23 protein-coding genes, 1 pseudogene and 1 riboswitch are annotated in these 25817 nt (G+C 67.0%); of the genes and pseudogenes, 1 reads left to right on the top strand and 23 read right to left on the bottom strand.

All coding sequences use genetic code 11. From position 1 onward, the window contains the following. Positions 1 to 4: 4 nt before the first annotated feature. The 18 genes from hisB to U4Y91_RS27690 all read right to left on the bottom strand — a co-directional run bounded on the left by hisB (position 5) and on the right by U4Y91_RS27690 (position 14949). Positions 5 to 592, bottom strand: a complete 588-nt coding sequence (hisB, locus tag U4Y91_RS27775; protein WP_060107572.1) for an imidazoleglycerol-phosphate dehydratase HisB — start codon at positions 590 to 592, stop codon at positions 5 to 7. A gap of 65 nt (positions 593 to 657) precedes the next feature. Next, on the bottom strand, positions 658 to 1731 hold the full coding sequence (hisC, locus tag U4Y91_RS27770; RefSeq protein WP_044845957.1) for a histidinol-phosphate transaminase: 1074 nt from the start codon (positions 1729 to 1731) through the stop codon (positions 658 to 660). 121 nt (positions 1732 to 1852) lie between these two features. Then, positions 1853 to 3169, bottom strand: coding sequence for a histidinol dehydrogenase (gene hisD, locus U4Y91_RS27765; RefSeq protein WP_321807773.1), 1317 nt, complete (start codon positions 3167 to 3169; stop codon positions 1853 to 1855). A gap of 24 nt (positions 3170 to 3193) precedes the next feature. Then, the gene (gene hisG, locus U4Y91_RS27760) at positions 3194 to 3847 is read right to left on the bottom strand and encodes an ATP phosphoribosyltransferase (RefSeq protein WP_006751807.1); all 654 of its coding nucleotides are present in this window, start codon (positions 3845 to 3847) and stop codon (positions 3194 to 3196) included. Then, complete coding sequence (gene murA / locus U4Y91_RS27755; protein ID WP_044845959.1) at positions 3844 to 5193, bottom strand: UDP-N-acetylglucosamine 1-carboxyvinyltransferase; 1350 nt, start codon at positions 5191 to 5193, stop codon at positions 3844 to 3846. The genes hisG and murA overlap by 4 nt, the downstream gene beginning before the upstream one ends. 14 nt (positions 5194 to 5207) lie before the next feature. Beyond that, a complete protein-coding gene (locus U4Y91_RS27750) occupies positions 5208 to 5447 on the bottom strand; it encodes a BolA family protein (RefSeq protein ID WP_006477131.1) in 240 nt (79 codons plus the stop codon). 50 nt (positions 5448 to 5497) lie between these two features. After that, a complete protein-coding gene (locus U4Y91_RS27745) occupies positions 5498 to 6253 on the bottom strand; it encodes an ABC transporter permease (protein WP_321807772.1) in 756 nt (251 codons plus the stop codon). Then, complete coding sequence (locus U4Y91_RS27740) at positions 6250 to 7176, bottom strand: ABC transporter ATP-binding protein (RefSeq protein WP_321807771.1); 927 nt, start codon at positions 7174 to 7176, stop codon at positions 6250 to 6252. The genes U4Y91_RS27745 and U4Y91_RS27740 overlap by 4 nt, the downstream gene beginning before the upstream one ends. Before the next feature lie 192 nt (positions 7177 to 7368). Further along, positions 7369 to 7644 carry a lipid asymmetry maintenance protein MlaB gene (locus tag U4Y91_RS27735; protein ID WP_044845962.1) on the bottom strand — a complete coding sequence of 92 codons (276 nt, stop codon included), beginning with the start codon at positions 7642 to 7644 and terminating at the stop codon, positions 7369 to 7371. Continuing rightward, on the bottom strand, positions 7641 to 8270 hold the full coding sequence (locus U4Y91_RS27730) for an ABC transporter substrate-binding protein (RefSeq protein WP_321807869.1): 630 nt from the start codon (positions 8268 to 8270) through the stop codon (positions 7641 to 7643). Before U4Y91_RS27730 ends, U4Y91_RS27735 begins: the two co-directional genes overlap by 4 nt. 110 nt (positions 8271 to 8380) lie before the next feature. After that, positions 8381 to 9319, bottom strand: coding sequence for a VacJ family lipoprotein (locus U4Y91_RS27725; RefSeq protein ID WP_321807868.1), 939 nt, complete (start codon positions 9317 to 9319; stop codon positions 8381 to 8383). Positions 9320 to 9352: 33 nt separating this feature from the next. Further along, a complete protein-coding gene (gene mlaD, locus U4Y91_RS27720) occupies positions 9353 to 9913 on the bottom strand; it encodes an outer membrane lipid asymmetry maintenance protein MlaD (protein ID WP_321807770.1) in 561 nt (186 codons plus the stop codon). A gap of 24 nt (positions 9914 to 9937) precedes the next feature. Further along, a complete protein-coding gene (gene mlaE / locus U4Y91_RS27715; RefSeq protein WP_006762098.1) occupies positions 9938 to 10705 on the bottom strand; it encodes a lipid asymmetry maintenance ABC transporter permease subunit MlaE in 768 nt (255 codons plus the stop codon). Next, positions 10702 to 11523, bottom strand: a complete 822-nt coding sequence (locus tag U4Y91_RS27710) for an ABC transporter ATP-binding protein (RefSeq protein WP_044845966.1) — start codon at positions 11521 to 11523, stop codon at positions 10702 to 10704. Before U4Y91_RS27710 ends, mlaE begins: the two co-directional genes overlap by 4 nt. Positions 11524 to 11607: 84 nt before the next feature. Further along, positions 11608 to 12732 (bottom strand): thiamine phosphate synthase, encoded by a 1125-nt coding sequence (gene thiE, locus U4Y91_RS27705; protein ID WP_321807769.1) that lies wholly within the window; start codon positions 12730 to 12732, stop codon positions 11608 to 11610. Next, positions 12729 to 13544 (bottom strand): thiazole synthase, encoded by an 816-nt coding sequence (locus U4Y91_RS27700; protein WP_321807768.1) that lies wholly within the window; start codon positions 13542 to 13544, stop codon positions 12729 to 12731. Before U4Y91_RS27700 ends, thiE begins: the two co-directional genes overlap by 4 nt. A 38-nt stretch (positions 13545 to 13582) precedes the next feature. Then, complete coding sequence (gene thiS / locus U4Y91_RS27695; RefSeq protein ID WP_014898319.1) at positions 13583 to 13780, bottom strand: sulfur carrier protein ThiS; 198 nt, start codon at positions 13778 to 13780, stop codon at positions 13583 to 13585. Between the two features lie 32 nt (positions 13781 to 13812). Further along, positions 13813 to 14949, bottom strand: a complete 1137-nt coding sequence (locus tag U4Y91_RS27690; RefSeq protein ID WP_044845969.1) for an FAD-dependent oxidoreductase — start codon at positions 14947 to 14949, stop codon at positions 13813 to 13815. A gap of 234 nt (positions 14950 to 15183) precedes the next feature. Continuing rightward, positions 15184 to 15307: riboswitch (TPP riboswitch) on the bottom strand. Between the two features lie 268 nt (positions 15308 to 15575). On the opposite strand from U4Y91_RS27690, the gene U4Y91_RS27685 reads away from it, so the two are divergent. Further along, positions 15576 to 17345 (top strand): ABC transporter ATP-binding protein/permease, encoded by a 1770-nt coding sequence (locus U4Y91_RS27685; protein ID WP_321807767.1) that lies wholly within the window; start codon positions 15576 to 15578, stop codon positions 17343 to 17345. 65 nt (positions 17346 to 17410) lie between these two features. On the opposite strand, the gene thpR is transcribed toward U4Y91_RS27685, so the two are convergent. From thpR to U4Y91_RS27660, 5 genes and pseudogenes are all read right to left on the bottom strand, one after another. Further along, positions 17411 to 17959 carry an RNA 2',3'-cyclic phosphodiesterase gene (thpR, locus tag U4Y91_RS27680; protein WP_321807766.1) on the bottom strand — a complete coding sequence of 183 codons (549 nt, stop codon included), beginning with the start codon at positions 17957 to 17959 and terminating at the stop codon, positions 17411 to 17413. 8 nt (positions 17960 to 17967) lie between these two features. After that, positions 17968 to 18225 (bottom strand): annotated as a pseudogene (locus U4Y91_RS27675) (sodium:alanine symporter family protein); the annotation flags it as partial. Between the two features lie 577 nt (positions 18226 to 18802). Further along, positions 18803 to 19297, bottom strand: a complete 495-nt coding sequence (locus tag U4Y91_RS27670; RefSeq protein WP_321807765.1) for a hypothetical protein — start codon at positions 19295 to 19297, stop codon at positions 18803 to 18805. A gap of 248 nt (positions 19298 to 19545) precedes the next feature. Further along, the gene (locus tag U4Y91_RS27665; RefSeq protein ID WP_321807764.1) at positions 19546 to 21012 is read right to left on the bottom strand and encodes a glutamate synthase subunit beta; all 1467 of its coding nucleotides are present in this window, start codon (positions 21010 to 21012) and stop codon (positions 19546 to 19548) included. Positions 21013 to 21097: 85 nt separating this feature from the next. Continuing rightward, on the bottom strand, positions 21098 to 25801 hold the full coding sequence (locus U4Y91_RS27660) for a glutamate synthase-related protein (protein ID WP_321807763.1): 4704 nt from the start codon (positions 25799 to 25801) through the stop codon (positions 21098 to 21100). Positions 25802 to 25817: the final 16 nt, after the last annotated feature.

The following is a 25817-nucleotide window of genomic DNA, read 5'->3' as shown; positions in this document are numbered from 1 at the left end:
AAAGTTAGAGGCTGCCCTTCGTCGACGGAATCTGCCCCGCCGCGCGCTCGTCGAGCTCCACCGCCGCACGCAGCGCCCGGCCGAAGGCCTTGAACACCGTTTCGAGCTGGTGGTGCGCGTTGATCCCGCGAAGGTTGTCGACGTGCAGCGTGACGCCCGCGTGGTTCACGAACCCGCGGAAGAATTCGATCGACAGGTCGACGTCGAACGTGCCGATCCGCGCGCGCGTGAACGGCACGTGGAATTCGAGACCCGGCCGGCCCGAGAAGTCGATCACGACGCGCGACAGCGCCTCGTCGAGCGGCACGTACGAATGGCCGTAGCGGCGGATGCCCTTCTTGTCGCCGATCGCCTTCGCGACGGCCTGACCGAGCGTGATGCCGACGTCCTCGACCGTATGGTGGTCGTCGATATGCGTATCGCCATGCGCTTCGACCTCGAGATCGATCAGACCATGTCGCGCGATCTGATCGAGCATATGGTCGAGAAACGGCACGCCGGTGGCCAGCTTCTGCCGGCCCGTACCGTCGAGATCGAGCTTCACACGGATCTGCGTTTCGCTGGTATTGCGAACGACTTCCGCCACACGCATGGCAATTCCTTGATTGAGTCTGATGTAAATGGGGATTGATCGTCGCGCGCCGCCGCGCCCTGGGGTCAACCGGGCAGCGCGAGTTTCAAAGCAGCCAGCAGGCGCGCGTTTTCGTCGGGAGAACCGACGGTCAGCCGCACGCATTCGGCCAGCAACGGATGCATTTTACTCACGTTTTTGACCAGCACCCGCTCGGTGAGCAACGCATCGAACACGGCCGCCGCGTCAGGCACGCGCACCAGCAGGAAATTGCCGGCGCTCGGGAACACCGTCGCGCCCGGCAGCGCGGCCACGGCCTGCGCGAGGCGCGTGCGTTCCGCACGCAGTTCGGCCGCCTGCGCGTCGAGCACGTCGAGGTGGTCGAGCAGGAAATCGGCGGTCGCCTGGGTCAGCACGTTGATGTTGTACGGCGGGCGCACCTTGTCGAATTCGGTCAGCCAGGTCGGCAGCCCGGCGAGATAGCCGAGGCGGATGCCCGCGAGGCCGAGCTTCGACACCGTGCGCATCACGACGACGTTGTCGAACTCGGCGGCGCGCGGCAGCCACGAGCGCTCCGCGAACGGCTGGTACGCCTCGTCGATCACGATCAGGCTGTGCCGCGCGGCCGCGATGATCCGCTCGACGTCGGCTTCGTCGTACAGCGTGCCGGTCGGGTTGTTCGGGTACGCGAGATAGACGATCGCGGGCCGGTGCTCGGCGATCGCCGCGATCATCGCGTCGGCGTCGAGCGTCAGGTCGGCCTTGAGCGGCACGCCGACGAATTCGAGCTGCGCGAACTTCGCGGACAGTTCGTACATCACGAAGCCCGGCACCGGCGCGAGCACCTTCGCGCCCGGCTTCGCGCATGCCACCGACATCATGCTGATGATTTCGTCCGAGCCGTTGCCGAGCAGCACGTCGCACGCGGCCGGCACGCCCATCGCACGGCGCAGCTTGTCGAGCAGCGCGCCCGGGCGCGGCGCCGGGTAGCGGTTCAGCGCGACCTGCGCGAGGCGCTCGCCGAGCGCCGCCGCGAGCGGCGCCGGCAGCGAATACGGGTTCTCCATCGCGTCCAGCTTCACGAACCCGCTCGCGTCGGGCACCGGGTAGCTCGTCATCGCGAGCACGTCGCGGCGGATGATGTCTTGTGGCGTCGTCATGGTCTCAAGCCGGCGTGCGTCGCGCCGGCGTCAAATTGGTCGGCAGGGCGGCGGCTGCCGCCCTGCTCTGGTCTCCTCGTCGTCCGGAGTCGATGCGTCGGCATCGGCTCCGGCGCGCGGGTCACCCCTTCATCCGGAGTTCGGCGCTGCGCGCGTGCGCCTGCAGCCCTTCGCCGTATGCGAGTTCGGAAGCAATCTCGCCCAGCGTCTGCGCACCTTCGGCGCTGACTTCGATCAGGCTCGAGCGCTTGATGAAGTCGTACACGCCGAGCGGCGACGAGAAGCGCGCGGTGCGCGACGTCGGCAGCACGTGGTTCGGGCCGGCGCAGTAGTCGCCGAGGCTTTCGCTCGTGTAGCGGCCGAGGAAGATCGCGCCGGCGTGGCGGATCTGCTGGCCCCATTGCTGCGGCTCCAGCGCGGAAATCTCGAGGTGCTCCGGCGCGATGTCGTTCGCGATCCGGCACGCTTCGGCCATGTCGCGCACCTTGATCAGCGCGCCGCGGCCTTCGAGCGACGCGCGGATCACGTCCTGGCGCGGCATCGTCGGCAGCAGCTCGTCGATCGCCTTCTCGACGCGCTCGAGGAACGCGGCGTCCGGGCACAGCAGGATCGACTGCGCGAGTTCGTCGTGTTCTGCCTGCGAGAACAAGTCCATCGCGACCCAGCTCGGATCGGTCGTGCCGTCGCACAGCACGAGGATTTCCGACGGGCCGGCGATCATGTCGATGCCGACCGTGCCGAACACGCGGCGCTTGGCCGACGCGACGTACGCGTTGCCCGGCCCGCAGATCTTGTCGACCGCCGGCACCGTGGCCGTGCCGTACGCGAGCGCGCCGACCGCCTGCGCGCCGCCGATCGTGAACACGCGATCGACGCCGCCGAGCAGCGCCGCGGCGAGCACGAGCTCGTTCTTCACGCCGTCCGGGGTCGGCACGACCATCACGATTTCGCCGACGCCCGCGACCCGCGCGGGGATCGCGTTCATCAGCACCGACGACGGATAGGCGGCCTTGCCGCCCGGCACGTACAGGCCGACGCGGTCGAGCGGCGTGACCTTCTGGCCGAGCACCGTGCCGTCGCTTTCCGTGTACTGCCAGCTATGCGTGCCGCACTCGATCTTCTGCTTCTCGTGGTACGCGCGCACGCGTGCTGCGGCGGCTTCCAGCGCCGCGCGCGCCTTCGGCGCGAGGCCGTCGAGCGCCGTCTGCAACGCGTCCTGCGGCAGTTCGAGCGCGGCGACGCTGCTGGCGTCCAGCCGGTCGAAGCGGTTCGTGTACTCGAGCACCGCGGCGTCGCCGCGCGACTTCACGTCGGCGAGAATCTGCGCGACCGACTGCTCGATCGCTTCGTCCTCGCTCGCCTCGAACGCGAGCACCGCACGCAGCGCGGCGTCGAAGCCGTCGCTGGTCGAATCGAGTTTGCGGATGGTGATGGCCATGGAAGTTCCGTTACGGTGATGCGCTCAATTGCCATTCTGCGACGCGCGTTCGAACGCGTCGAGAATCGGCTTGAGCGCCGCGCGCTTCAACTTCAGCGCAGCCTGGTTCACGACGAGGCGCGACGAGATCGCCATGATCTCCTCGACCTCGACCAGATTGTTCGCCTTCAGCGTGCCGCCCGAGCTGACGAGGTCGACGATCGCGTCGGCCAGCCCGACCAGCGGCGCCAGCTCCATCGAGCCGTACAGCTTGATCAGGTCGACGTGCACGCCCTTCGCGGCGAAGTGTTCGCGTGCCGTTTCGACATATTTGGTCGCGACCCGCAGGCGCGCGCCCTGGCGCACCGCGTTCGCGTAGTCGAAACCGGCCGGCACGGCCACCGACATCCGGCAGCGTGCAATGTTCAGATCGATCGGCTGGTAGAGGCCCGAGCCGCCGTGCTCGACCAGCACGTCCTTGCCGGCCACGCCGAAGTCGGCCGCGCCGTATTCGACATAGGTCGGCACGTCGCTCGCGCGCACGATGATCACGCGCAGGTTCGGGTCGGTCGTCGGCAGGATCAGCTTGCGCGACGTTTCCGGATCCTCGGCCACCTGCACGCCGGCGGCCGCCAGCAGCGGCAGGGTTTCCTCGAAAATCCGGCCCTTCGACAGGGCGAGGGTCAGCGGCGCGGTCATGCTTGGCTCCCGGAGAGGCGGCGCACGTTCGCGCCGACGGCGGTCAGTTTGGTTTCCATGCGGTCGTAGCCGCGGTCCAGATGATAGATGCGGTCGACGAGCGTTTCGCCTTCGGCGCGCAGCCCGGCGATCACGAGGCTCGCCGACGCGCGCAGGTCGGTCGCCATCACGTTCGCGCCGGACAGCTTGTCGACGCCCGTCACGAGCGCCGTGTTGCCGTCGATCGTGATGTTCGCGCCGAGCCGGTTCAGCTCCTGCACATGCATGAAGCGGTTCTCGAAGATGGTCTCGACGACCTGCGCGGTGCCCGTCGCGACCGAATTGAGCGCCATGAACTGTGCCTGCATGTCGGTCGGGAACGCCGGGTATTCCGACGTGCGGATCGTCACCGCCTGCGGGCGGCGGTCCATCTTCACGCGCAGCCAGCTGTCGCCTTCCTCGATCGACACGCCGGCCTCGCGCAGCTTGTCGATCACCGCGTCGAGGATGTGCGGGCGCACGCCCGTCAGCATCACGTCGCCGCCCGCCGCCGCGACCGCGCACAGGAACGTGCCGGCCTCGATGCGGTCGGGAATCACCGAATGGCGTGCGCCATGCAGCCGCTCGACGCCCTGGATCACGAGGCGGTCGGTGCCGATGCCGTCGATTTTCGCGCCCATCGCGACCAGCAAGTGTGCGAGATCGCTCACTTCCGGCTCGCGCGCCGCGTTCTCGATCACCGTCTCGCCGTCGGCCAGCGTCGCGGCCATCAGCAGGTTTTCCGTCCCCGTCACCGTGATCATGTCGGTCACGATGCGCGCGCCCTTCAGGCGCTTCGCGCGTGCCTCGATGAAGCCGTGCTCGATGCTGATCTCAGCGCCCATCGCCTGCAGGCCCTTGATGTGCTGGTCGACCGGCCGCGCGCCGATCGCGCAGCCGCCCGGCAGCGACACCTTGGCCTCGCCGAAGCGCGCGAGCAGCGGGCCGAGCACGAGGATCGACGCGCGCATCGTCTTGACGAGCTCGTACGGCGCGACGAGGTTGTCGACGCGCGATGCGTCGAGCTGCACGCGGCAGCCGTCCGTTGCGCTCTTCACGCCCATCTGGTTCAGCACCTTCAGCGTGGTGCGCACGTCCTTCAGGTTCGGCACGTTGTCGAGTTCGACCGGCTCGGCGCTGAGCAGCCCCGCGCACAGGATCGGCAGCGCGGCGTTCTTCGCGCCCGACACGACGATCTCGCCCGACAACCGGCGACCGCCTTCGATCACCAGCTTGTCCATCCCATGTCCCTGCGATTCCCCGTTGGCGGCCGGGTGTGCCGTGGCGACGCTCTGGACGGCGTCGCGCTCGTTGACGGTGACTTGCACTCAGTGGTTCCGGTTTATGCGTTCTGCCATTCGGCGGGCGTCAGCGTCTTCATGCTGAGCGCGTGGATTTCCTGCTTCATGCGATCGCCGAGCGCCGCATAGACGAGCTGGTGCCGCTGGATCGGCCGCTTGCCTTCGAAGGCCGCCGACACGATCGTCGCGAAGAAATGCTGGCCGTCGCCTTCGACTTCCAGATGAGTGCAGGCGAGACCGCCGGCGATGTATTGCTTGACCTGTTCGGGAGTCGGCAACATGAGGGGCTCCTGTCGGCGCGCGCCGCCCATGGCGGCCGCCGCCGTCGATATCAATGACGCAGTTTGTAGCCGGTCGCGAGCAGCCGCATCGCGAACATCGCGAGCAGCACGAAGAAACCGGTGACGATCGCGAGGCTCGCGAACGGGTTGATGTCGGACGCGCCGAAGAACCCGAAACGGAAGCCGTCGATCATGTAGAAAAACGGGTTGAGACGCGAGATCTCGCGCCACACGGGCGGCAGCGAGTGCGTCGAATAGAACACGCCGGACAGGAACGTCAGCGGCATGATCAGGAAGTTCTGGAACGCGGCGAGCTGGTCGAACTTCTCGGCCCAGATCCCGGCGACCAGCCCGAGCGTGCCGAGGATCGCCGAGCCGAGCAGCGCGAACGCGATGATGAACAGCGGCGCCGCGAAATGCATCGGGATAAACCAGATCGTCACGACGAACACGCCCGCGCCGACCGCGAGCCCGCGCACGACGGACGCGAGCACGTACGCACCGAACATGTCACGGTAGGACAGCGGCGGCAGCAGCACGAACACGAGGTTGCCGGTGATCTTCGACTGGATCAGCGACGACGAGCTGTTCGCGAACGCATTCTGCAGCACGCTCATCATCACGAGGCCCGGCACGAGAAAGCTCACGTACTCGACGCCCGGATACACCTCGACGCGGCCCGACAGCGCATGGCCGAAGATCGTCAGGTACAGCAGCGCCGTCACGATCGGCGCGCACACCGTCTGGAACGACACCTTCCAGAAACGCAGGAGTTCCTTGTAGAACAGCGTTTGAAAACCGCTCATGCCAGCCCCTCGACGACTTCTGCCCCGTTCATCACCTGGACGAACACATCCTCGAGGTCGGCCTTGCGGACCTCGATCTCGTCGAACGTGCAGCCCGCCGCGCGACACTGCGCGAGAATCCGTTCGACATCGTCGTAGCTCGTCAGACGCAGCAGATGCTCGCCCGGCGCGCGTGCGGCCGGATCGGTCTCCAGCCCGCGCAGCTCGGCGGGCAGCGCGCCCGTTGCCAGCCGCAGGTACAGCTGCAACCCCGCGAAGCGGCGCAGCAGCGCGTCGGTGCGGTCGAGCGCGACGACTTCCCCGCGACGCAGCATCGCAATGCGGTCGCACAGCGACTCGGCTTCCTCGAGGTAATGCGTGGTCAGGACGATCGTGTGGCCTTCGCGGTTCAGCCGCGAGATGAATTTCCACAGCGTCTGGCGCAGCTCGACGTCGACGCCGGCCGTCGGCTCGTCGAGCACGATCACGGGCGGCCGGTGCACGAGCGCCTGCGCGACCAGCACGCGGCGCTTCATGCCGCCCGACAGCGCGCGCATGTTCGCGTCGGCCTTCTCGGTGAGGTCGAGATTGGCCATCACTTCGTCGATCCAGTCGTCGTTGCGGCGCAGCCCGAAATAGCCGGACTGGATCCGCAGCGTCTCGCGGACGGTGAAGAACGGGTCGAACACGAGCTCCTGCGGCACGACGCCGAGCGCGCGGCGCGCACCGCGGAAGTCCTTGACGACGTCGTGGCCGCGCACCGAGATACTGCCTTCATCGGCCCGGGCGAGCCCGGCGAGGATACTGATGAGCGTGGTCTTGCCTGCGCCGTTCGGGCCGAGCAGACCGAAAAACTCGCCCTCCTCGACCGACAGGCTGACGCCCTTGAGCGCCTGAAGCGATTTGTAGCGCTTCTTGACGTGACGGATTTCTATGGCTGACATGACTGTGCGCGGCGCAAGGGCCGCGACGCCTATTCTGTGCTTGCTGCGAAAGAAAATGGGGGCCGGACGCCGATTGGCTGCCCCGCAAAACGCTTGATTATAGGGCAAACCGGCTGGTGGAGCCGGCGCCGCAGGCGCGCGGCCTGAAGCGTGCGCGCGCCGGCTGGCGCGGCAGGCTTCGGTCGGACAGGGTCAATGTCGCCCGGTGCCGTCGATGAGCGCGTCGACGCCGTAGGCGCGCGCGAGGCTGGCGAGCTTCGAGGGGAGATTGAGGATGTCGAGGGTCGCGCCGCGCGCTTTGGCGGCACGTTGCCATGCGAGCAGCACGGCGAGCGCGGACGAGTCGAACTGCGTCAGCGCCGCGCAATCGACGGCGGTTTCGCCCGCGTCGATGCGCGCGAGACCGTCCGCGAGCGCGGACTTCGCGCTCGCGACCGTCAGCGAGGAGCCGGCCGCGAAGCCGCTCACGACGCCTGCTTGCCGGCGGCAAGTTCCTGGTTGCGCTGCGTCAGGAACTTGATCAGGCCGTCCACGCCGCTTTGCTGGATCTTCTCGTTGAACTGCTGCTGGTACGTCTGGATCAGCCATGCGCCCAGCACGTTCAGGTCATACACCTTCCAGCCGTTGGCCGTCTTGTACAGGCGGTAGTCGATCTGGACCGGCTGGCCGTTGTTCATCGCGACCGTCTTCACGACGACGTCGGTGTCGGCCGGATCGGCACGGAACGGCGGGTACTGGATCTGCTGGTCCGGCTTCAGCTGCGCAAGCGCGCCCGAATACGTGCGGATCAGCAGCAGCTTGAACTGCTCCTGAACCTGTTGCTGCTGCTCGGCCGACGCCGTGCGCCAGTTGCGACCCATCGCGAGCTGCGTGGTGCGGCGGAAATCGGTGTACGGCAGGATGTCTTTGTTGACGATCGTGATGATGCGATTGGTGTCGCCCTGCTTGATCGTCTGCTGCTTGACCTCGTCGAGCACCTGCTGCGTCGCCGTCTTGATCAGCACCTGCGGGTTCGACTGGTCGACTTGCGCGTGAGCTGCGCTGCCGAACGAGAACAGCGCCGCGAAAACGGGAATCAGGAACAGTTTTTTCATCATGGAGACCTGCATGAAGAGTCGATGCGAAGGTTGGAGCCGGTAGCTTACGCGAAGGTTCGCGCGCGCTACCGACTGAATCGTTTCCGGCTGTAACGAATGTAAGCGCGTCAGTGCAGCCGGATGCTCGGGAAGCGGAATCCGCCCGGCGACGGCGGCGCCACCTGCATCGGCGGCACGGTCGTCGCGCTGGCCGGGTTCGGCGCCTGGGCCGCGCCCGATGCGCCGGCCGGCGCCGTCGCACCGCCGACTGCCGCGGCACCCGCCGTCCCGGCCGCACCGGCTGCCGCCGGCGCCGCGCCGTCGTCCGGCAGGTCGTACTTCGGCAGCGCATCGTTGCTCGACGTCGTCGAGGCCTCGCCGCGCGCGTTGTCGATCAGCATCTGGCGGCGTTGCAGGTACGCGTTGCGCACGAACGAATACTTGTCGAGCGCCGCGGCATCCAGCACGTCGCCCGCGCCGAGCAGGTTCGCACGCGTGTTGACGAGGTTCACGCCGAACAGACCCCAGCTCAGGCCGTCCGGCTTCACGTAGGTGAGCGGGTTGCCGACGTAGTCGACGCCGAGGCCGGCCGTGTCGCGCAGCGTGCTCGGGCCGAGCAGCGGCAGCACGAGATACGGACCCGACGGCATGCCGTAGCGGCCCATCGTGATCCCGAAGTCGGCCGTGTGCTTCGGCAGTTTCGCGATCGTCGCGACGTCGAACAGGCCGCCGACGCCGAACACCGTGTTGATCACGACGCGCATGATGTCGCCGACGCCGTCCGCGATCCGCAGCTGCACGATGTTGTTCGCCGCGATGTAGACGTCGCCGATGTTCGAGAAGAAGTTCGTCACGCTGTCGCGCACCGGCTGCGGCACCACGTACTGGTAGCCCTTCGCGACCGGTTTCAGCGCGTACGTGTCGACCGTGTCGTTGAACTTGTACATCGACCGGTTGAAGCCTTCGAGCGGATCGCCCTTGGTCGGCGTCTGCACGGTCGCGCAACCGCTCAACGCGGCGATTGCCGCCACGGCGAGCGCGGCGTGCCTGATGCGGATCGTCTGCATGGTCATTACCCTCTTGTCTTTCTCTCGTGTGGTTTATTGGGCGGCCGAACCGGACACCGCGGAGGCCGGCACCGCGACCGGTGCGGGCGCCGCCGGTGCAGCCGAGGCCCCGGCTGCCGGCTTCGCGCCACCCGCGTCGGCTGCCTTGCTGTACAGGAACTGGCCGATCAGGTTCTCGAGCACGATCGCCGACTGCGTCATCGTGATCGTATCGCCCGCCTTCAGCATTTCGGTGTCGCCGCCCGGATCGAGGCCGATGTATTGCTCGCCGAGCAGGCCCGACGTCAGGATCTTCGCGGACGAATCCTTCGGAAACGGATACTGGCCGTCGATATCGATCGTCACCAGCGCCTGGTAGGTGTTGGGATCGAAGCCGATCGCCTTCACGCGGCCGACCACGACACCCGCGCTCTTCACGGCCGCGCGCGGCTTCAGCCCGCCGATGTTGTCGAATTTCATCCGCACCGAGTAGGTCGGCTGAAACGACAGCGAGCTCATGTTGCCGACCTTGAGCGCCAGGAACAGCACCGCAAGGAAGCCCACCACCACGAACAGGCCGACCCAGAAGTCGAGAGCAGTCTTTTTCATCGTCATCCCAAAATTTGGCTTGGCTGAGGCTTAGCTGAACATCAGCGCGGTCAGCAGGAAATCGAGGCCGAGTACGGCGAGCGACGCGAACACGACCGTCTTGGTCGTCGCGCGCGACACGCCCTCGGGCGTGGGCTTCGCTTCATACCCTTGAAACAGTGCAATGAAGGTCACGGCGAACCCGAACACGATGCTCTTGATCACGCCGTTGCCGACGTCGGCCCATACCTGGACCCCGCCCTGCATCTGCGACCAGAACGCGCCCGGATCGACGCCGATCAGCACAACCCCGACGAAATAACCGCCGAGCACGCCGACCGCGTTGAAGATCGCGGCGAGCAGCGGCATCGCGATGATCCCGGCCCACAGGCGCGGCGCGATCACCGTCTTGACCGGGTCGACGGCCATCATCTCGAGCGCGGTGAGCTGCTCGCCGGCCTTCATCAGGCCGATCTCGGCCGTCAGCGACGTGCCCGCGCGGCCCGCGAACAGCAGCGCGGTCACGACCGGGCCGAGTTCGCGCACCAGCGACAGCGCGACCAGCAGGCCGAGCGCCTGCTCGGACCCGTAGCGATTCAGCGTGTAATAACCCTGCAGGCCGAGCACGAAGCCGACGAACAGGCCCGACACGGCAATGATCACGAACGAATAGTTGCCGAGGAAGTGGATCTGCTTTGTGACCAGCCGCGGCCGGCGCAATAGCGGGAAGAATTCCAGCACGAGGCGCACGAACAGCCGCGTGCCGTAGCCCGCGCGCTCGAGGCCGCCGATGACGTAACGTCCGATCGCGCTGATCATGCGCGCCCTCCGCCGAGCCCGAAATCCGCTGCCAGCGGCGGGCTCGTGTAATGAAATTTGAACGGGCCGTCCGGTGCGCCGTCGATGAACTGGCGCACGCTCGGGTCGGTCGACGCGCGCAGCTCGTCGGGCGTACCCTGCGCGAGCACGCCGCCATTGGCCAGAAAATACACGTAGTCGGCGATCGCGAACGATTCCGGCACGTCGTGCGTGACGAGGATCGACGTCGCGCCGAGCGCCTCGTTCAGCGTGCGGATCAGGTTCGCGGTGATACCGAGCGAGATCGGATCGAGGCCCGCGAACGGTTCGTCGTACATGATGAGCTGCGGGTCGAGCGCGATCGCACGCGCGAGCGCGATGCGGCGCGCCATCCCGCCCGACACCTCGGACGGCATCAGGTCGCGCGCGCCGCGCAGGCCGACCGCGTTGAGCTTCATCAGCACCAGATCGCGGATCAGGTCGTCGGGCAGGTCGGTGTGTTCGCGCAGCGCGAACGCGACGTTCTCGAACACGGACATGTCGGTGAACAGCGCGCCGAACTGGAACAGCATGCCCATCTTGCGGCGCAGCGCGTACAGGCCGTCGCGCGTCTGCGCGCCGACGTCGGCGCCGTCGAACAGCACCTGGCCGCGGCGTGCGCGCACCAGCCCGCCGATCAGGCGCAGCACGGTCGTCTTGCCGCAACCCGACCCGCCCATGACGGCGACGACCTGGCCGCGCCCGAAGCGCATGTTCAGGTTCGACAGGACGAGGCGGTCGCCGTAGCCAAAGTCGACGTCGCGAAGTTCCAGCAGGGTCTCGGTAGGAGTGGGGCTCACGGAGCTGACAGTCCTTTTACGCAGAACGCCGAATTATAGGGCCTGCCTTGGAATGATGTCGTGACGCCGTTCCGGGCCCTGCGGTCAATGATTGTCAAATTGTCGGGCAAAGCATTGCTGCAATGCAACAATCGCTGCCCGATAATCGATCGCGCCCGTTACCGCACTGACGACCGCGACGCTGCCGACGCCCGTCGCCAGCACGTCCGGCAACGCGTCGAGCCCCACGCCGCCGATCGCGACGAGCGGCGCCCGCGCCCCCGCGAAGCGCGCATAGCGGGCAATCCGCGCCAGGCCCTGCGGCGGTGCCGCGACCGCCTTGGTCGCGGTCGCGTACACGGGACCGAGCGCCAGATAGCTAGGGCGCTCGTGCAAGGCCCGCAACATCTCGTAATAACCATGGCTCGACAGCCCGAGCCGCAGGCCGGCGCGCGCGATCGCGGCCAGATCGGCCGTTTCCAGGTCTTCCTGACCCAGATGTACGCCGTACGCACCCTCTTCTACTGCGATCTGCCAGTGATCGTTGATGAACACGCGCGCATCGGGATAGCGGCGCCCTGCCGCGACCGCGCGCGCGATTTCCCGCCGCAATGCGTCCGGCTCCGCGCCTTTCACGCGCAGCTGCACGGTCCGCGCGCCGCAATCCAGCACGCGCTCGACCCATTCGGCATCCGGGACGACCGGATACAGGCCCAATTGCGCGGGGCACGGCGGGAATGCCGGCTCCGACGCGGCGGCCAGGCCGACGACACGCGGAAACCGTGCGGCGTCGACCGGCCATGCATCGGCATCGCGCGTTTCGTCGCCGTCGCGCCACGTCAGCGCGAGCACCAGCGCGTCGATCGGTGCGAAACCGCAGTCGAGGAACGCGGCGAGCGCCGCGATCCAGTCGTCGGCGAGCGGATGCGCGGCTTCCAGCGCGTGGCGCACGCCTGCGGCATGCAGCACGGCGCCGCGTTCGTCGAACTCGATCGCGACCGCATCCGGCGATGCGGGGCGCGATGCGGCCGACGCGCGCGCCTGCGCGGCACGGTCGCCGGCCGACACGATCAGCACGTCGCCGTCGGCCGGCACGTCGGGCGCCACGACGCAGAGCCGCCACGGCTTCGTGCCGGCCGGCCAGTCGCCCAGGCGGGCGCGAATCCGCTCGGCCGCTTCGGCCAGCTCGTCGGCCGGCGGCCAGAAGGCATCGGCGAAGCGCGCGCTCATGCGCCGCCCCCGTCCTGGTGCCAGAACGGCATCCCGACGACCGGCGTGCTCGCATGCGCGGTCTCGCGCGCATCCATCGGCCCGGCGAGGTAGGCCGCACGGCCGGCCTCGACGCCCTGCGCGAACGCGCGCGCCATGATCTCCGGGTGCGTGGCCTGCGACACGGCCGTGTTCAGCAGCACGCCGTCGAAGCCCCACTCCATCACCTGGCACGCATGCGACGGCACGCCCAGCCCGGCGTCGACAATCAGCGGCACGTCCGGCAACCGCTCGCGCAGCACGCGCAGCCCGTACGGGTTCACGACGCCCTTGCCGGTGCCGATCGGCGCGCCCCACGGCATCAGCGCCTCGCAACCGACGTCGAGCAGGCGCCGGCCGATCACGAGATCCTCGGTGCAGTAAGGCAGCACCTTGAAGCCGTCCTTGACCAGTTGCGCGGCCGCCTCGATCAGCCCGACCGGGTCGGGCTGCAACGTGTAGTCGTCGCCGATCAGCTCGAGCTTGATCCAGTCGGTGTCGAACACCTCGCGCGCCATATGCGCGGTCGTTACCGCCTCGGCGACGGTCTGGCAGCCGGCCGTGTTCGGCAGCAGCGGCACCGCGTGACGCTTGAGCAGGTCGAAGAAACCGGCCTCGGCCGTGCCGCCGGTCATCTGACGGCGCAGCGCGACCGTCACCATCCCGGGGCGCGACGCGGCGATCGAGTCGGACAGCGACTGCAGCGACGGATAGCGCGACGTGCCGAGCAGCACGCGGCTTGCGAAGGTTTCGCCGTACAGCGTCAGCGCGGCGGCGGAAGTGAGGGACGTCATGTCGTTTTCCTGGAAGAGCGGGGGCGAACCGGCGGCGCTCAGCCGCCCGCGACGGGGTGCACCACGTCGAGCTTGTCGCCCGTCGCGAGCGCGCGCGCCGCATGCTGCGTGCGTGCGACGAAATTGCCGTTCAGCGCGACCGCGTACGGCGGACGCGCGCCGTACGCGGCGAGCGCGTCGGCCACCGTCGCGCCGTCGGGCAGCGTCAGCGTCTGTTGGTTGATCTGGATATCCATGAGGCTTGGTCGAATTCGGTCGGTGGCGCGCGTCAGGCCGGCTGGCGCGCGTCGTCGCGATGATGAAGGAGCGTCGGCCAGCGCGCGGCATCGCGCCACGCGGCGAACGCGTCGGCATCGGCGAACGTGCCGCCGAGCGCGGCTTGCGCGAACGCGACCGCCGCATGCGCGACTTCCGGCGCGATCATGAAGCCGTGCCGGTACAGGCCGTTGACGGCGAGCGTCGTCGCGCCGTCCCAGATCACCGCCGGGCGATGGTCGGGCAGCGTCGGGCGGCACTGCGCGTTGAGTTCGAGGATGCGCGCCTCGCCGAATGCCGGGTGCACGGAGAACGCCGCGCTCAGCAGTTCGAGCGCCGAGCGCACGCTGACGGGCGACATGTCCTCGCCCTCCACCTCGGTCGCGCCGATCACGTACAGGTCGTCCTGTTTCGGCGCGATGTACAGCGGATAGCGCGGATGCAGCAGCCGCACGGGCCGCGTGAGCCCGATGCCGGGCGCATGCACGCGCGCGACCTCGCCGCGGATGCCGCGCAGCGCGGGCAGCGCGGATTTCGCGCCGAGCCCGCGGCAATCGATCGTGAAATGCGCGTCGGGCCGGTTCGCGTCGTCGATCGTCGCGTGCCAGTGCAGCTCGACGCCGCGTTGCGCGAGGCCCGCCGCGAGCGCGCGCAGCGCCTGCCGGTTGTCGAGCTGCCCTTCGCGCGGCAGCATCAGGCCGCGCGCGAAGCGCCCCGCGAGCGCGGGCTCGGCCGCGTCGACCTGCGCACCGGCCAGCGCGACGAAGCCGCCGTCGAACAGCTCGGCCGGCGCGTTCGCGCGCACGCGCCGCTCGAACAACGGCGCCTCGGCACGATCCGCGTGATGCCAGACGACGAGCGTGCCGTGCTGCTGGAAGAACACCGGTTCGGGCAGTTCCGCGAGCCATTGCGGCCAGCGCGCGAGCGATGCGGCGCCGAGCTCGGTGATCAGCAGCTCGGCACTCGCCGCCTCGGCGAGCGGCGCGAGCATCGCGGCCGCGACCCACGCGGCCGACTGCTCGCCGTCCGGGCCGCCGCGTTCGTACAGCGCGACGCGATGCCCGTCGCCGGCGAGCCGCCACGCGATCAGGCGGCCGACGAGGCCGCCGCCGAGTACCGCGAAATCCGGCCGGGAAGCGTGGAGGTTCATCGCGCACCCTCCCCGCGAACCAGGCGGGCGCATGCGACGGACGTCGACGCGCGCACACCGCCCCGTGCAGACGCACGCGACAGCGGATCGGGAACAGCGCAAAAGACTGAAGATTGAGCGGTCATCATTCCTTCCGTAACGCGCGACGCGCGTACCCAAAAGGACGAAACCGGCAGCAAAGGCCGGCCGGGCGGGACTCGGGCGCTGACCATGTGGGATGGCGGCCAGCGCGGCCCGGCGGGATCAGAAACTTCCCTCGCCGGTATTACCCGGATCGGGTGCGAAGGGTCTTTCTCAGCCTCGCCGCGTTGCCCGGAACTGTCCGTCGGCCGCGCTCGAAGCACCCCTGTTTCGTCGTCGGCCATTAGACCATAAAAGCGGAAAGCGCCGCAAACTGTCCCCTTGCGGCAAATTCGCCGTCGCGCCGCGCCGCTCTGGCACAATGCCCGCAGGCCGGCCGCGCGAGCGGCCGGTTGCCGCGTCACCGCCGGCCTTAAGTGCCGTTTAAGACGCGCGGGCCACCATCCGGACGCCCGCCGTCAGTCGGCACCTCGTCCCGGCATGCCGTATCGCGGCGCGCGCCCGGCTCCGCCCGGCCCGCGCGCCGGCTACTCATCAGGAAGCACATGACCCAATCGATCGATCCCGTCCGCTCCGCCTCCGACGCGCCGCAGGACGAGCGCCCGGTATCCGCATGGAGCCTCATCAAGCCCTACTGGGTGTCGTCCGAATGGAAAGTCGCGTGGGGGCTGCTGGTCACGATCATCGCGATCAACCTCTGCGTGGTCTGGATCAACGTCAAGCTGAACAAGTGGAACGCGCAGTTCTACAACGCGCTGCAGTCAAAGGACGTCCACGACTTCCCGAACCTGCTGATGCAGTTCTCCGCGCTCGCGTTCGGCTTCATCATCCTCGCGGTGTACGGCCGCTACCTGCGCCAGATGCTCGGGTTCCGCTGGCGCCAGTGGCTCACCGACCGGTTTCTCGGCCAGTGGCTCGGCGATCGCGCGTTCTACCGGATCGAACGCGACCGTCTCGCCGACAACCCCGACCAGCGGATCACCGACGACCTCCAGTCGTTCGCGACGACGACGCTCGCGCTGTCGCTCGACCTGCTGTCGACGGTCGTCACGCTCGTGTCGTTCATCACGATCCTGTGGTCGCTCGCCGGCGCGCTGACGCTCTCGCTCGGCGCGACGCCGATCACGATCCCCGGCTACATGGTGTGGGCGGCCGCGCTGTACGCGGTGGTCGGCTCGCTGATCATCCAGAAGGTCGGTCACCCGCTCGTGTCGATCAACTACCAGCAGCAGCGCGTCGAGGCCGACTTCCGCTTCGGGCTGATCCGCGTGCGCGAGAACGCCGAGCAGATCGCGTTCTACGACGGCGAGAAAACCGAGACCGCCAACGCGCAGAGCCTGTTCACGCGCATTCGCGACAACTGGTGGCGCGTGATGAAGTACACGAAGCGCCTCACGTTCGTGCTGAGCTTCTACGGGCAGATCGCGATCATCTTCCCGCTCGTCGTCGCGGCGCCGCGCTATTTCGCCGGCGCGTTCTCGTTCGGCGTGCTGATGCAGATCTCGTCCGCGTTCGGCACCGTCAGCGATTCGTTCTCGTGGTTCATCAACAGTTACTCGACCCTCGTCGAATGGCGCGCCACCGTCAACCGTCTGCGTGAATTCAAGCGCGTGATGGGCACGTCGCACCTGAAGGAAAGCCTGTCGCCCGCGACCGAGCACGGCGGCATCAACCTGCACTACGTCGATGCCGCGAAACTGTCGACGTCGGCGCTGAAGCTCGCGCTGCCCAACGGCAACGCGCTCGCGAACATCGGCAACGTGACGATCGAACCCGGCTCGCGCTGGCTCGTGATCGGCAAGTCGGGTTCCGGCAAGAGCACGTTCATGCGCGCGCTCGCGGGCCTCTGGCCGTTCGGCGACGGCGCGATCGACGCGCCGGTCGGCGCGCGGATGATGTTCGTGCCGCAAACCAGCTACCTGCCGATCGGCACGCTGAAAGCAGCGCTCACGTATCCGGCCGCGCCCGACGCATTCACCGACGACGCGTGCCGCGACGCGCTGCGCGCGTGCCACCTCGAAGACTACGTCGAGCGCCTCGGCGAGACCGGCCACTGGACGCGCGTGCTGTCGCCGGGCGAACAGCAGCGTCTCGCCGGCGCACGCGTGCTGCTGCACAAGCCGGACTTCCTGTTCCTCGACGAAGCGACGAGCGCGCTCGACGCCGACAACGAAGCGCGGCTCTATCACCTGTTCGCCGAACGGCTGCCGAAGGCCGCGATCGTCAGCATCGCGCACCGCGAGTCGCTGGCCGCGTTCCACGTCGGCACGATCAACGTCGAACGCATGACCGACAGCGACAAGGTCGCCGCGTAACCGCAAAACAGAAGGCCGGCGCATGCCGCGCCGGCCTTCTCTTCCGCGTCCTTCCTGCCTTCCCGCTACGCCGGCACGACCGGCACCGACACGATCGGCACATGCGACACGCCGTCGTGCGACAGCCGGCTTTCAAATAGCGTCAGCGCGACGAAACGCAGCGCGCACGGCCGCCCGGTCGCACCGCCGTGCGCGGGCTGCCCGTCCGCGTCGCGCGGCAGCCGCGCGAGCGTGACGTGCGGCCGGAACGGCCGGCGGTCGGCCGGCACGCCCAGTTCGCGCAGCAGCGAGGACAACTCGGCATTCAGCGCCGCACAGGCGGGATCGGGCGCGAGTTCCGCGACGATCAGCCTCGCGCGCGGCAGGCTCGGCCACCACGCAATCCGCTCGACCGGCTGCAACGGCAATGCATGCGCGGCCGCGAGCGCCGGCAGGCGTGCGGCCAGCGCGTCGCAACGCGCGCGTTCGATCGCGCCGATGAACGCGAGCGTCACGTGCAATTGCGCGGGCAGCGTGCGCCGCGCGCCGCGGGTGACCGGCAGCGCATGCAGCGCGTCGCGCGACGCCGTATCGGGCATCAGCGCGACGAACGCACGAAGCCGGTCTCCGTTCATGACTCGCGCACCGCCACGCGCACTTCGGCCACCGCATCGGCGCGCACGCGGCTCGCGAGGCCGGTCGCGAACGCCCGGAACGACGAGATGCTGCGCGGCTCGCCCTTGCTGCCGAACCGTTTCATGCCGAGGAACAGCGCCTTCTGCCGGATCATCCGAAACCGCAACGTGAACCACGCGCCGGTGCCGAGCAGCAGCGCGATCGGTACGTCATTCCACAGCACGTCGGCGGCGGCGTCGATCGGCCGGTGCACGAATGCTTCCATCCAGAGTCCATGTAAATAGGGTCGGTCTTATGCCGCGGCCGTACGAACGCGGCCGGAGCGGCGACCTGAGATGACGGCGTCCAATGACTATTACAAAAGGTTTCGGGATCCCCGAACATCAACGCCCGATGTGATCAGGTTAGGCGACGCTTCGGGAAGATGCGGGACGCGCAACGCAGAGAGCGAGCGAAAAATGCATGCCGGGGATGCGTATGGCTCCGCGGAACTACACGCTTCGTCGCACGGAGTGGTTGGCGCGGCGCCAATTGGCGATCCAGCGCGAAAATATTGCGTGGGGCGATTCGCGGCCTTTGGCGCCGGGAAACATCTGCGATAGCAGACCGCCAAATAGACAATCGCGATGAAAAACGAAACCCGTCATTGAGGGTTTTTCTTTTTATTCGCTAACCATGACGAATTTCCCGAAAAAAAACGAGCATGAGAAAGCGGAAATAATTCCGGCGAACCGAAGTCGCCCCATGATTCCAGCACATTGTCGTTACGGCATTCGAGCGCTGGCGTCGGCCGGCGCTTGCCGCCACGGGCACCACCTTCCCGTGGCGACAACGAACCGTTCTTATGCTCGTAGCGATTGCGGCGCTCTTTCGGCGACTGCCTTGAAGGCAGGCGTCGGATTCCATTGTTGTGCGTGGGTCCCGTTGTAGGGGAATGCCCAGACGGGGTTGTTGGGTTGCAGGCTGTCGTAATGGTCGTCGATCACGAGGCCGGTGTCGGCGAGGGATGTGATATACCCCGGGCGAATCGAAATGCTCCACCGCTGCGACGGCGCCCCCGTGAACGGACGCAGGACCAGCGGGGTTTCGGCGGCGACCTTTCCATCCGCGAAGTCGACCGCCAGTTTGCCCCCGCCATTGAATTCGCTGAAATCCAGAATGATGAAACCGTGGGTGGGATCATAGTCCCACAGGGTCTGCACAGTCGGGTCGGTGAAGTAGCGCAGTTGCACCGGGGCATTGGGGCCGATCACGCTGCCGTTGGTGTTGTTCTGGGCAACACCGAGGGCGCGGGTGGGGTCTTGCGTAAACTGAAACGACATCGACATATACGCCATGATTTTCTCCAAAAATTATGAAAACCAGACCTTTTTCATGCACCTGAATTAATCAGGCGAAAATCACTATAGGCGGCGATAGACCCCGATTCAATCTCTACCTCAATATATCGTTTGATATTTTTGTTTTTATAAATTGTCGATTTAATTGCTGCTTTATTGATTGCCGGCAGCGCTCGGCCCAATAAAAAAACCGGGCGCCCTTTCGGACGCCCGGTTTTCCTCGAAACCCGCTCGCGCGCTTCAGCTCAGCGCGGCAGTTCCGAATGCCCCATCAGGTACGCGTCGACCGAGCGCGCGCACTGGCGGCCTTCGCGGATCGCCCAGACGACGAGCGACTGGCCGCGACGCATGTCGCCTGCCGCGAACACCTTGTCGACCGACGTGTAGTACGAGCGATCGCCTTCGGTCGCCGCACGCGCGTTGCCGCGTGCATCCTTCGCGACGCCGAACGCCTCGAGCACGGTGGCTGCCGGCTGCGTGAAGCCCATCGCGAGCAGCACCAGATCAGCCTTCATCTCGAACTCGGAACCCGGCACTTCCTGCATCTTGCCGTCCTTCCACTCGACGCGCACCGCGATCAGCTTCTCGACCTTGCCGTTCTTGCCTTCGAGACGCTTGGTCGCGACCGCCCAGTCGCGCTCGCAGCCTTCCTCGTGCGACGACGACGTGCGCAGCTTGATCGGCCAGTACGGCCACACGAGCGGCTTGTTTTCCTCTTCCGGCGGCTGCGGCAGCAGCTCGAACTGCGTGACCTGCTTCGCGCCGTGACGGTTCGACGTGCCGACGCAGTCCGAACCCGTATCGCCGCCGCCGATCACGATCACGTGCTTGCCCTTCGCGAGCAGCTGGTCGGCGAGCTTGTCGCCCGCGTTCACGCGGTTCTGCTGCGGCAGGAAGTCCATCGCGAAATGCACGCCGGCGAGTTCGCGGCCCGGCACCGGCAGGTCGCGCGGCGTTTCCGAACCGCCCGCGATCACGACCGCGTCGAATTCTTCCCTCAGCGTGTCCGGCGAAATGGTTTCCTTCGCGAGGCTGCCGATCGACTCGGGCAGCGGATCCTTGCCGATGAACACGCTGGTGCGGAACGTCACGCCTTCCGCTTCCATCTGGCGCATGCGGCGATCGATCAGCCACTTCTCGAGCTTGAAGTCGGGGATCCCGTAACGCAGCAGGCCGCCGACGCGATCGTTCTTCTCGAACACCGTCACGTCGTGACCGGCGCGCGCGAGCTGCTGCGCGGCGGCGAGGCCCGCGGGGCCCGACCCGACGACCGCAACCTTCTTGCCGGTCTTGTGTTCGGCCGGCAGCGGCTTCACCCAGCCTTCTGCCCAGGCCTTGTCGATGATCGCGTGCTCGATCGACTTGATGCCGACCGGATCTTCGTTGATCCCGAGCGTGCACGCCGCCTCGCACGGCGCCGGGCAGATGCGGCCCGTGAATTCGGGGAAGTTGTTGGTCGAATGCAGGACTTCGATCGCCTGCTGCCAGTCCTGGCGGTAAACGAGATCGTTGAAGTCCGGAATGATGTTGTTGACCGGGCAGCCGTTGTTGCAGAACGGGATGCCGCAGTCCATGCAGCGTGCGCCCTGGACCTTCGCGTCCGCGTCGGTCAGTGCCGCGACGAATTCCTTGTAATGCTTCACGCGCGTGAGCGGTGCTTCGTACGCCTCGTGGCGGCGTTCGAACTCCAGAAAACCGGTTGCCTTGCCCATAAGGTGCTCTTCTGTTCGGTGTATCGGGTGGGGGAGCCGCGCGCGGCCGTCAGGCGCGCGCGGCATTCGCTATGTCGTTCGTCGCTCAGGCGGCCAGCACTTCCTTCGCCGCCTTCTTCGCACCGATCTCGCCCAGCGCGCGCTTGTATTCGTGCGGGAACACCTTCACGAACTGGCGGCGCGCCGCGTCCCAGTTTTCCAGCAGCGACTTCGCGCGCGGCGAACCCGTGAACTGGAAATGACGCTCGACGAGCCCCTTGAGCAGCGCTTCGTCCGTCGTGCCCGCATGCCAGAGCGCGCGGTCGACCGTGCGCTCCTGCTCGGCCTGCTGCAGCACCGGCTCGAGCGCGACCATCGACTTGTTGCACTTCGCCGCGAACGTGCCTTCCGGATCGTAGATGTACGCGAGACCGCCCGACATGCCGGCCGCGAAGTTGCGCCCGGTCTCGCCGAGCACGACGACCGTGCCGCCCGTCATGTATTCGCAACCGTGGTCGCCCGTGCCTTCGACGACCGCCGTCGCGCCCGAGTTGCGCACGCAGAAGCGCTCGCCCGCGACGCCGCGGAAGAACGATTCGCCTTCGATCGCGCCGTACATCACCGTGTTGCCGCAGATGATGTTTTCCTCGGACTTGCCGCGGAAGTCGTTGGTCGGTCGGATGATGATCCGGCCGCCCGACAGGCCCTTGCCGACGTAGTCGTTGCCGTCGCCGACGAGGTCGAGCGTCACGCCCTTCGCGAGGAACGCGCCGAAGCTCTGGCCGGCCGTGCCCTTCAGCTGGATGTGCACCGCGTCGTCGGCCAGGCCGTCGTGGCCGTGCTTCTTCGCGATCACGCCCGACAGCATCGCGCCGACCGTGCGGTTCACGTTGCGTACCGGCTGGATGAACGACACATGCTCGCCGTTCTCGATCGCCGCCTTCGCCTTCTCGATCAGCACGTGGTCGAGCGCGCGCTCGAGGCCGTGATCCTGCACGTCGACGTGACGCGGCGCGACGTCCTCGCACTCTTCCGGCTGATAGAACACGCGCGAGAAGTCGAGGCCCTTCGCCTTCCAGTGCTCGATGCCCTTGCGCGTATCGAGCAGGTCGGCACGGCCGATCAGGTCGTCGAACTTCGCGACGCCGAGCTGCGCCATGATCTCGCGCACTTCTTCGGCGACGAAGAAGAAGTAGTTCACGACGTGCTCGGGCTGGCCCTTGAACTTCGCACGCAGCACCGGATCCTGCGTCGCGACGCCGACCGGGCACGTGTTCAGGTGACACTTGCGCATCATGATGCAGCCTTCGACGACGAGCGGTGCCGTCGCGAAGCCGAATTCGTCCGCGCCGAGCAGCGCGCCGATCACGACGTCGCGACCCGTCTTCATCTGGCCGTCGGCCTGCACGCGGATGCGGCCGCGCAGGCGGTTCAGCACCAGCGTCTGCTGCGTTTCGGCGAGGCCGAGTTCCCACGGCGTGCCCGCATGCTTGACCGACGACAGCGGCGACGCGCCCGTGCCGCCGTCATGACCGGCGATCACGACGTGGTCGGCCTTCGCCTTCGCGACACCGGCCGCAACCGTGCCGACACCGACTTCCGATACCAGCTTCACCGAGATGCTCGAGCTCGGGTTCACGTTCTTCAGGTCGTGGATCAGCTGCGCCAGATCCTCGATCGAGTAGATGTCGTGGTGCGGCGGCGGCGAAATCAGGCCGACGCCCGGCACCGAGTAACGCAGCTTGCCGATGTATTCGGACACCTTGTGGCCCGGCAGCTGGCCGCCTTCGCCCGGCTTCGCGCCCTGCGCCATCTTGATCTGGATCTGGTCGGCCGACGCCAGGTACTCGGCGGTGACGCCGAAGCGGCCCGACGCGACCTGCTTGATCTTCGAGCGCAGCGAATCGCCGTCCTTCAACGGAATGTCGCTGACGATCTCGTCGCCGATCACCGACTTCAGCGTCTCGCCCGACTTGATCGGAATGCCGCGCAGTTCGTTGCGATAACGCTTCTCGTCCTCGCCGCCTTCGCCGGTGTTCGACTTGCCGCCGATCCGGTTCATCGCGATCGCGAGCGTCGCGTGCGCTTCGGTACTGATCGAACCGAGCGACATCGCGCCCGTCGCAAAGCGCTTGACGATGTCCTTCGCCGATTCGACGTTCTCGATCGGGATCGCCTTGGTCGGCTCGACCTTGAACTCGAACAGGCCGCGGAACGTCATGTGACGCTTGGTCTGGTCGTTGATCAGGTGCGCGTATTCCTTGTACGTCTGGTACGAGTTGCTGCGCGTCGCATGCTGGAGCTTCGCGATCGAGTCCGGCGTCCACATGTGGTCTTCGCCGCGCACACGATATGCGTACTCGCCGCCCGCGTCGAGCATGTCGCGCAGGACCGGGCTGTCGCCGAACGCATCGCGGTGCAGGCGGATCGCTTCTTCCGCGACTTCGAACAGGCCGATGCCGCCGACCTTCGACGCCGTGCCCTTGAAGTACTTCTCGACGAGGTCGCTCGACAGGCCGAGCGCTTCGAAGATCTGCGCGCCCGTGTACGACATGTACGTCGAGATGCCCATCTTCGACATCACCTTCTGCAGGCCCTTGCCGACCGCCTTCGTGAAGTTGTAGACGGCCTTCTCCGGCGACAGGTCGCCCGACAGGCCTTCGGCCATCTTCGCGAGCGTTTCCATCGCGAGGTACGGGTGCACGGCTTCCGCGCCGTAGCCCGCGAGCAGCGCGAAGTGGTGCGTCTCACGTGCGGAGCCCGTCTCGACGACGAGGCCCGTGCTCGTGCGCAGCCCTTGCTGGACGAGGTGCGAGTGGATCGCCGACGTGGCGAGCAGCGCCGGAATCGCGACGTGCTCGGCGTCCGTCTTGCGGTCCGACACGATCAGCATGTTGTAGCCCGACTTGACCGCGTCGACGGCTTCCGCGCACAGCGACGCGAGGCGTGCCTCGATGCCTTCCTTGCCCCATGCGACCGGGTAGCAGATGTTCAGTTCGTACGCGCTGAACTTGCCGCCCGTGTACTGGTCGATCGCGCGGATCTTCGCGATGTCCTTGAAGTCGAGCACCGGCTGCGACACTTCGAGACGCATCGGCGGGTTGATGTTGTTCGTGTCGAGCAGGTTCGGCTTCGGGCCGATGAACGACACGAGCGACATCACCATGTTCTCGCGGATCGGGTCGATCGGCGGGTTCGTGACCTGCGCGAACAGCTGCTTGAAGTAGTGATAGAGCGTCTTGTTCTTGTTCGACATCACCGCGAGCGGCGAGTCGTTGCCCATCGAACCGACGGCCTCTTCGCCCTGCTGCGCCATCGGCGCCATCAGGAACTTCAGGTCTTCCTGCGTATAGCCGAACGCCTGCTGGCGGTCGAGCAGCGCGGCACCCTGCGTACGGCCGGCCGCGACGTCCTCGGCCTTCGGCTCGATTTCGTCGAGCTTGATGCGCACGGCGTCGATCCAGCTCTTGTACGGCTTCGCGTTCGCGAGGTTGTCCTTGAGTTCCTTGTCGTCGATGATGCGGCCGTGTTCCATGTCGATCAGGAACATCTTGCCCGGCTGCAGGCGCCACTTCTTGACGATCTTCGATTCGGGGATCTGCAGCGTGCCGGCTTCCGACGCCATGATGACGAGGTCGTCGTCGGTCACGATGTAGCGCGCCGGGCGCAGGCCGTTACGGTCGAGCGTCGCGCCGATCTGGCGGCCGTCGGTAAACGCGATCGCGGCGGGGCCGTCCCACGGCTCCATCATCGCGGCGTGGTATTCGTAGAACGCGCGGCGGTTCTCGTCCATCAGCGTGTGCTGTTCCCACGCTTCCGGGATCATCATCATCACCGCGTGCACGAGCGGGTAACCGGCCATCACCAGCAGTTCGAGACAGTTGTCGAACGATGCGGTGTCCGACTGGCCCGGGTAGATCAGCGGCCACAGCTTCGGCAGGTCGTCGCCGAGCACGTGCGACGCGATCGCGCCGGTACGCGCGTTCAGCCAGTTCACGTTGCCCTTCACGGTGTTGATCTCGCCGTTGTGCGCGATCATCCGGTACGGGTGCGCCAGTTCCCAGGCGGGGAACGTGTTGGTCGAGAAGCGCTGGTGCACGAGCGCGAGCGCCGACACGACGCGCGCGTCCTGCAGGTCGCGGTAGTACACGCCGACCTGGCCCGCCAGCAGCAGTCCCTTGTAGACGATCGTGCGCGCCGACATCGACGGCACGAAGTATTCCTTGCCGTGCTTGAGCTTCAGCGCCTGGATGCGGTGGCTCGCGGTCTTGCGGATCACGTACAGCTTCCGCTCGAGCGCGTCCGTCACCATGATGTCCTTGCCGCGGCCGATGAAGATCTGGCGGATCAGCGGCTCGCTCGCCTTGACCGTCGGCGAGATCGGCATCGCATGGTCGACCGGCACGTCGCGCCAGCCGAGCACGACCTGCCCTTCTGCCCGCACCGTCCGCTCGAGCTCCTGCTCGCACGCGAGACGCGATGCGTTTTCCTTCGGCAGGAAGATCATGCCGACCCCATATTCGCCAGCCGGCGGCAACGTCACGCCCTGCTTCGACATTTCCTCGCGATAGAACGCGTCCGGAATCTGGATCAGGATGCCGGCGCCGTCGCCCATCAGCGGATCGGCACCGACCGCGCCGCGGTGATCGAGGTTCTCGAGGATCTTCAGACCCTGCTGAATGATCTCGTGGCTCTTCTTGCCCTTGATGTGAGCGACGAAGCCGACGCCGCAGGCGTCGTGTTCGTTTTGCGGGTCGTACAGACCTTGTGCGGCGGGCACCGCGGCGAGCGGCTGCTGGTGGTCGTTCATGGGGACACCGTCGTAA

This window comes from Burkholderia sp. BCC1993, from assembly GCF_905339865.1.
GTDB lineage: Bacteria > Pseudomonadota > Gammaproteobacteria > Burkholderiales > Burkholderiaceae > Burkholderia.
The sequence above is the reverse complement of the archived record's forward strand: the minus strand, read 5'-3'. Positions and strand labels throughout refer to the sequence as shown.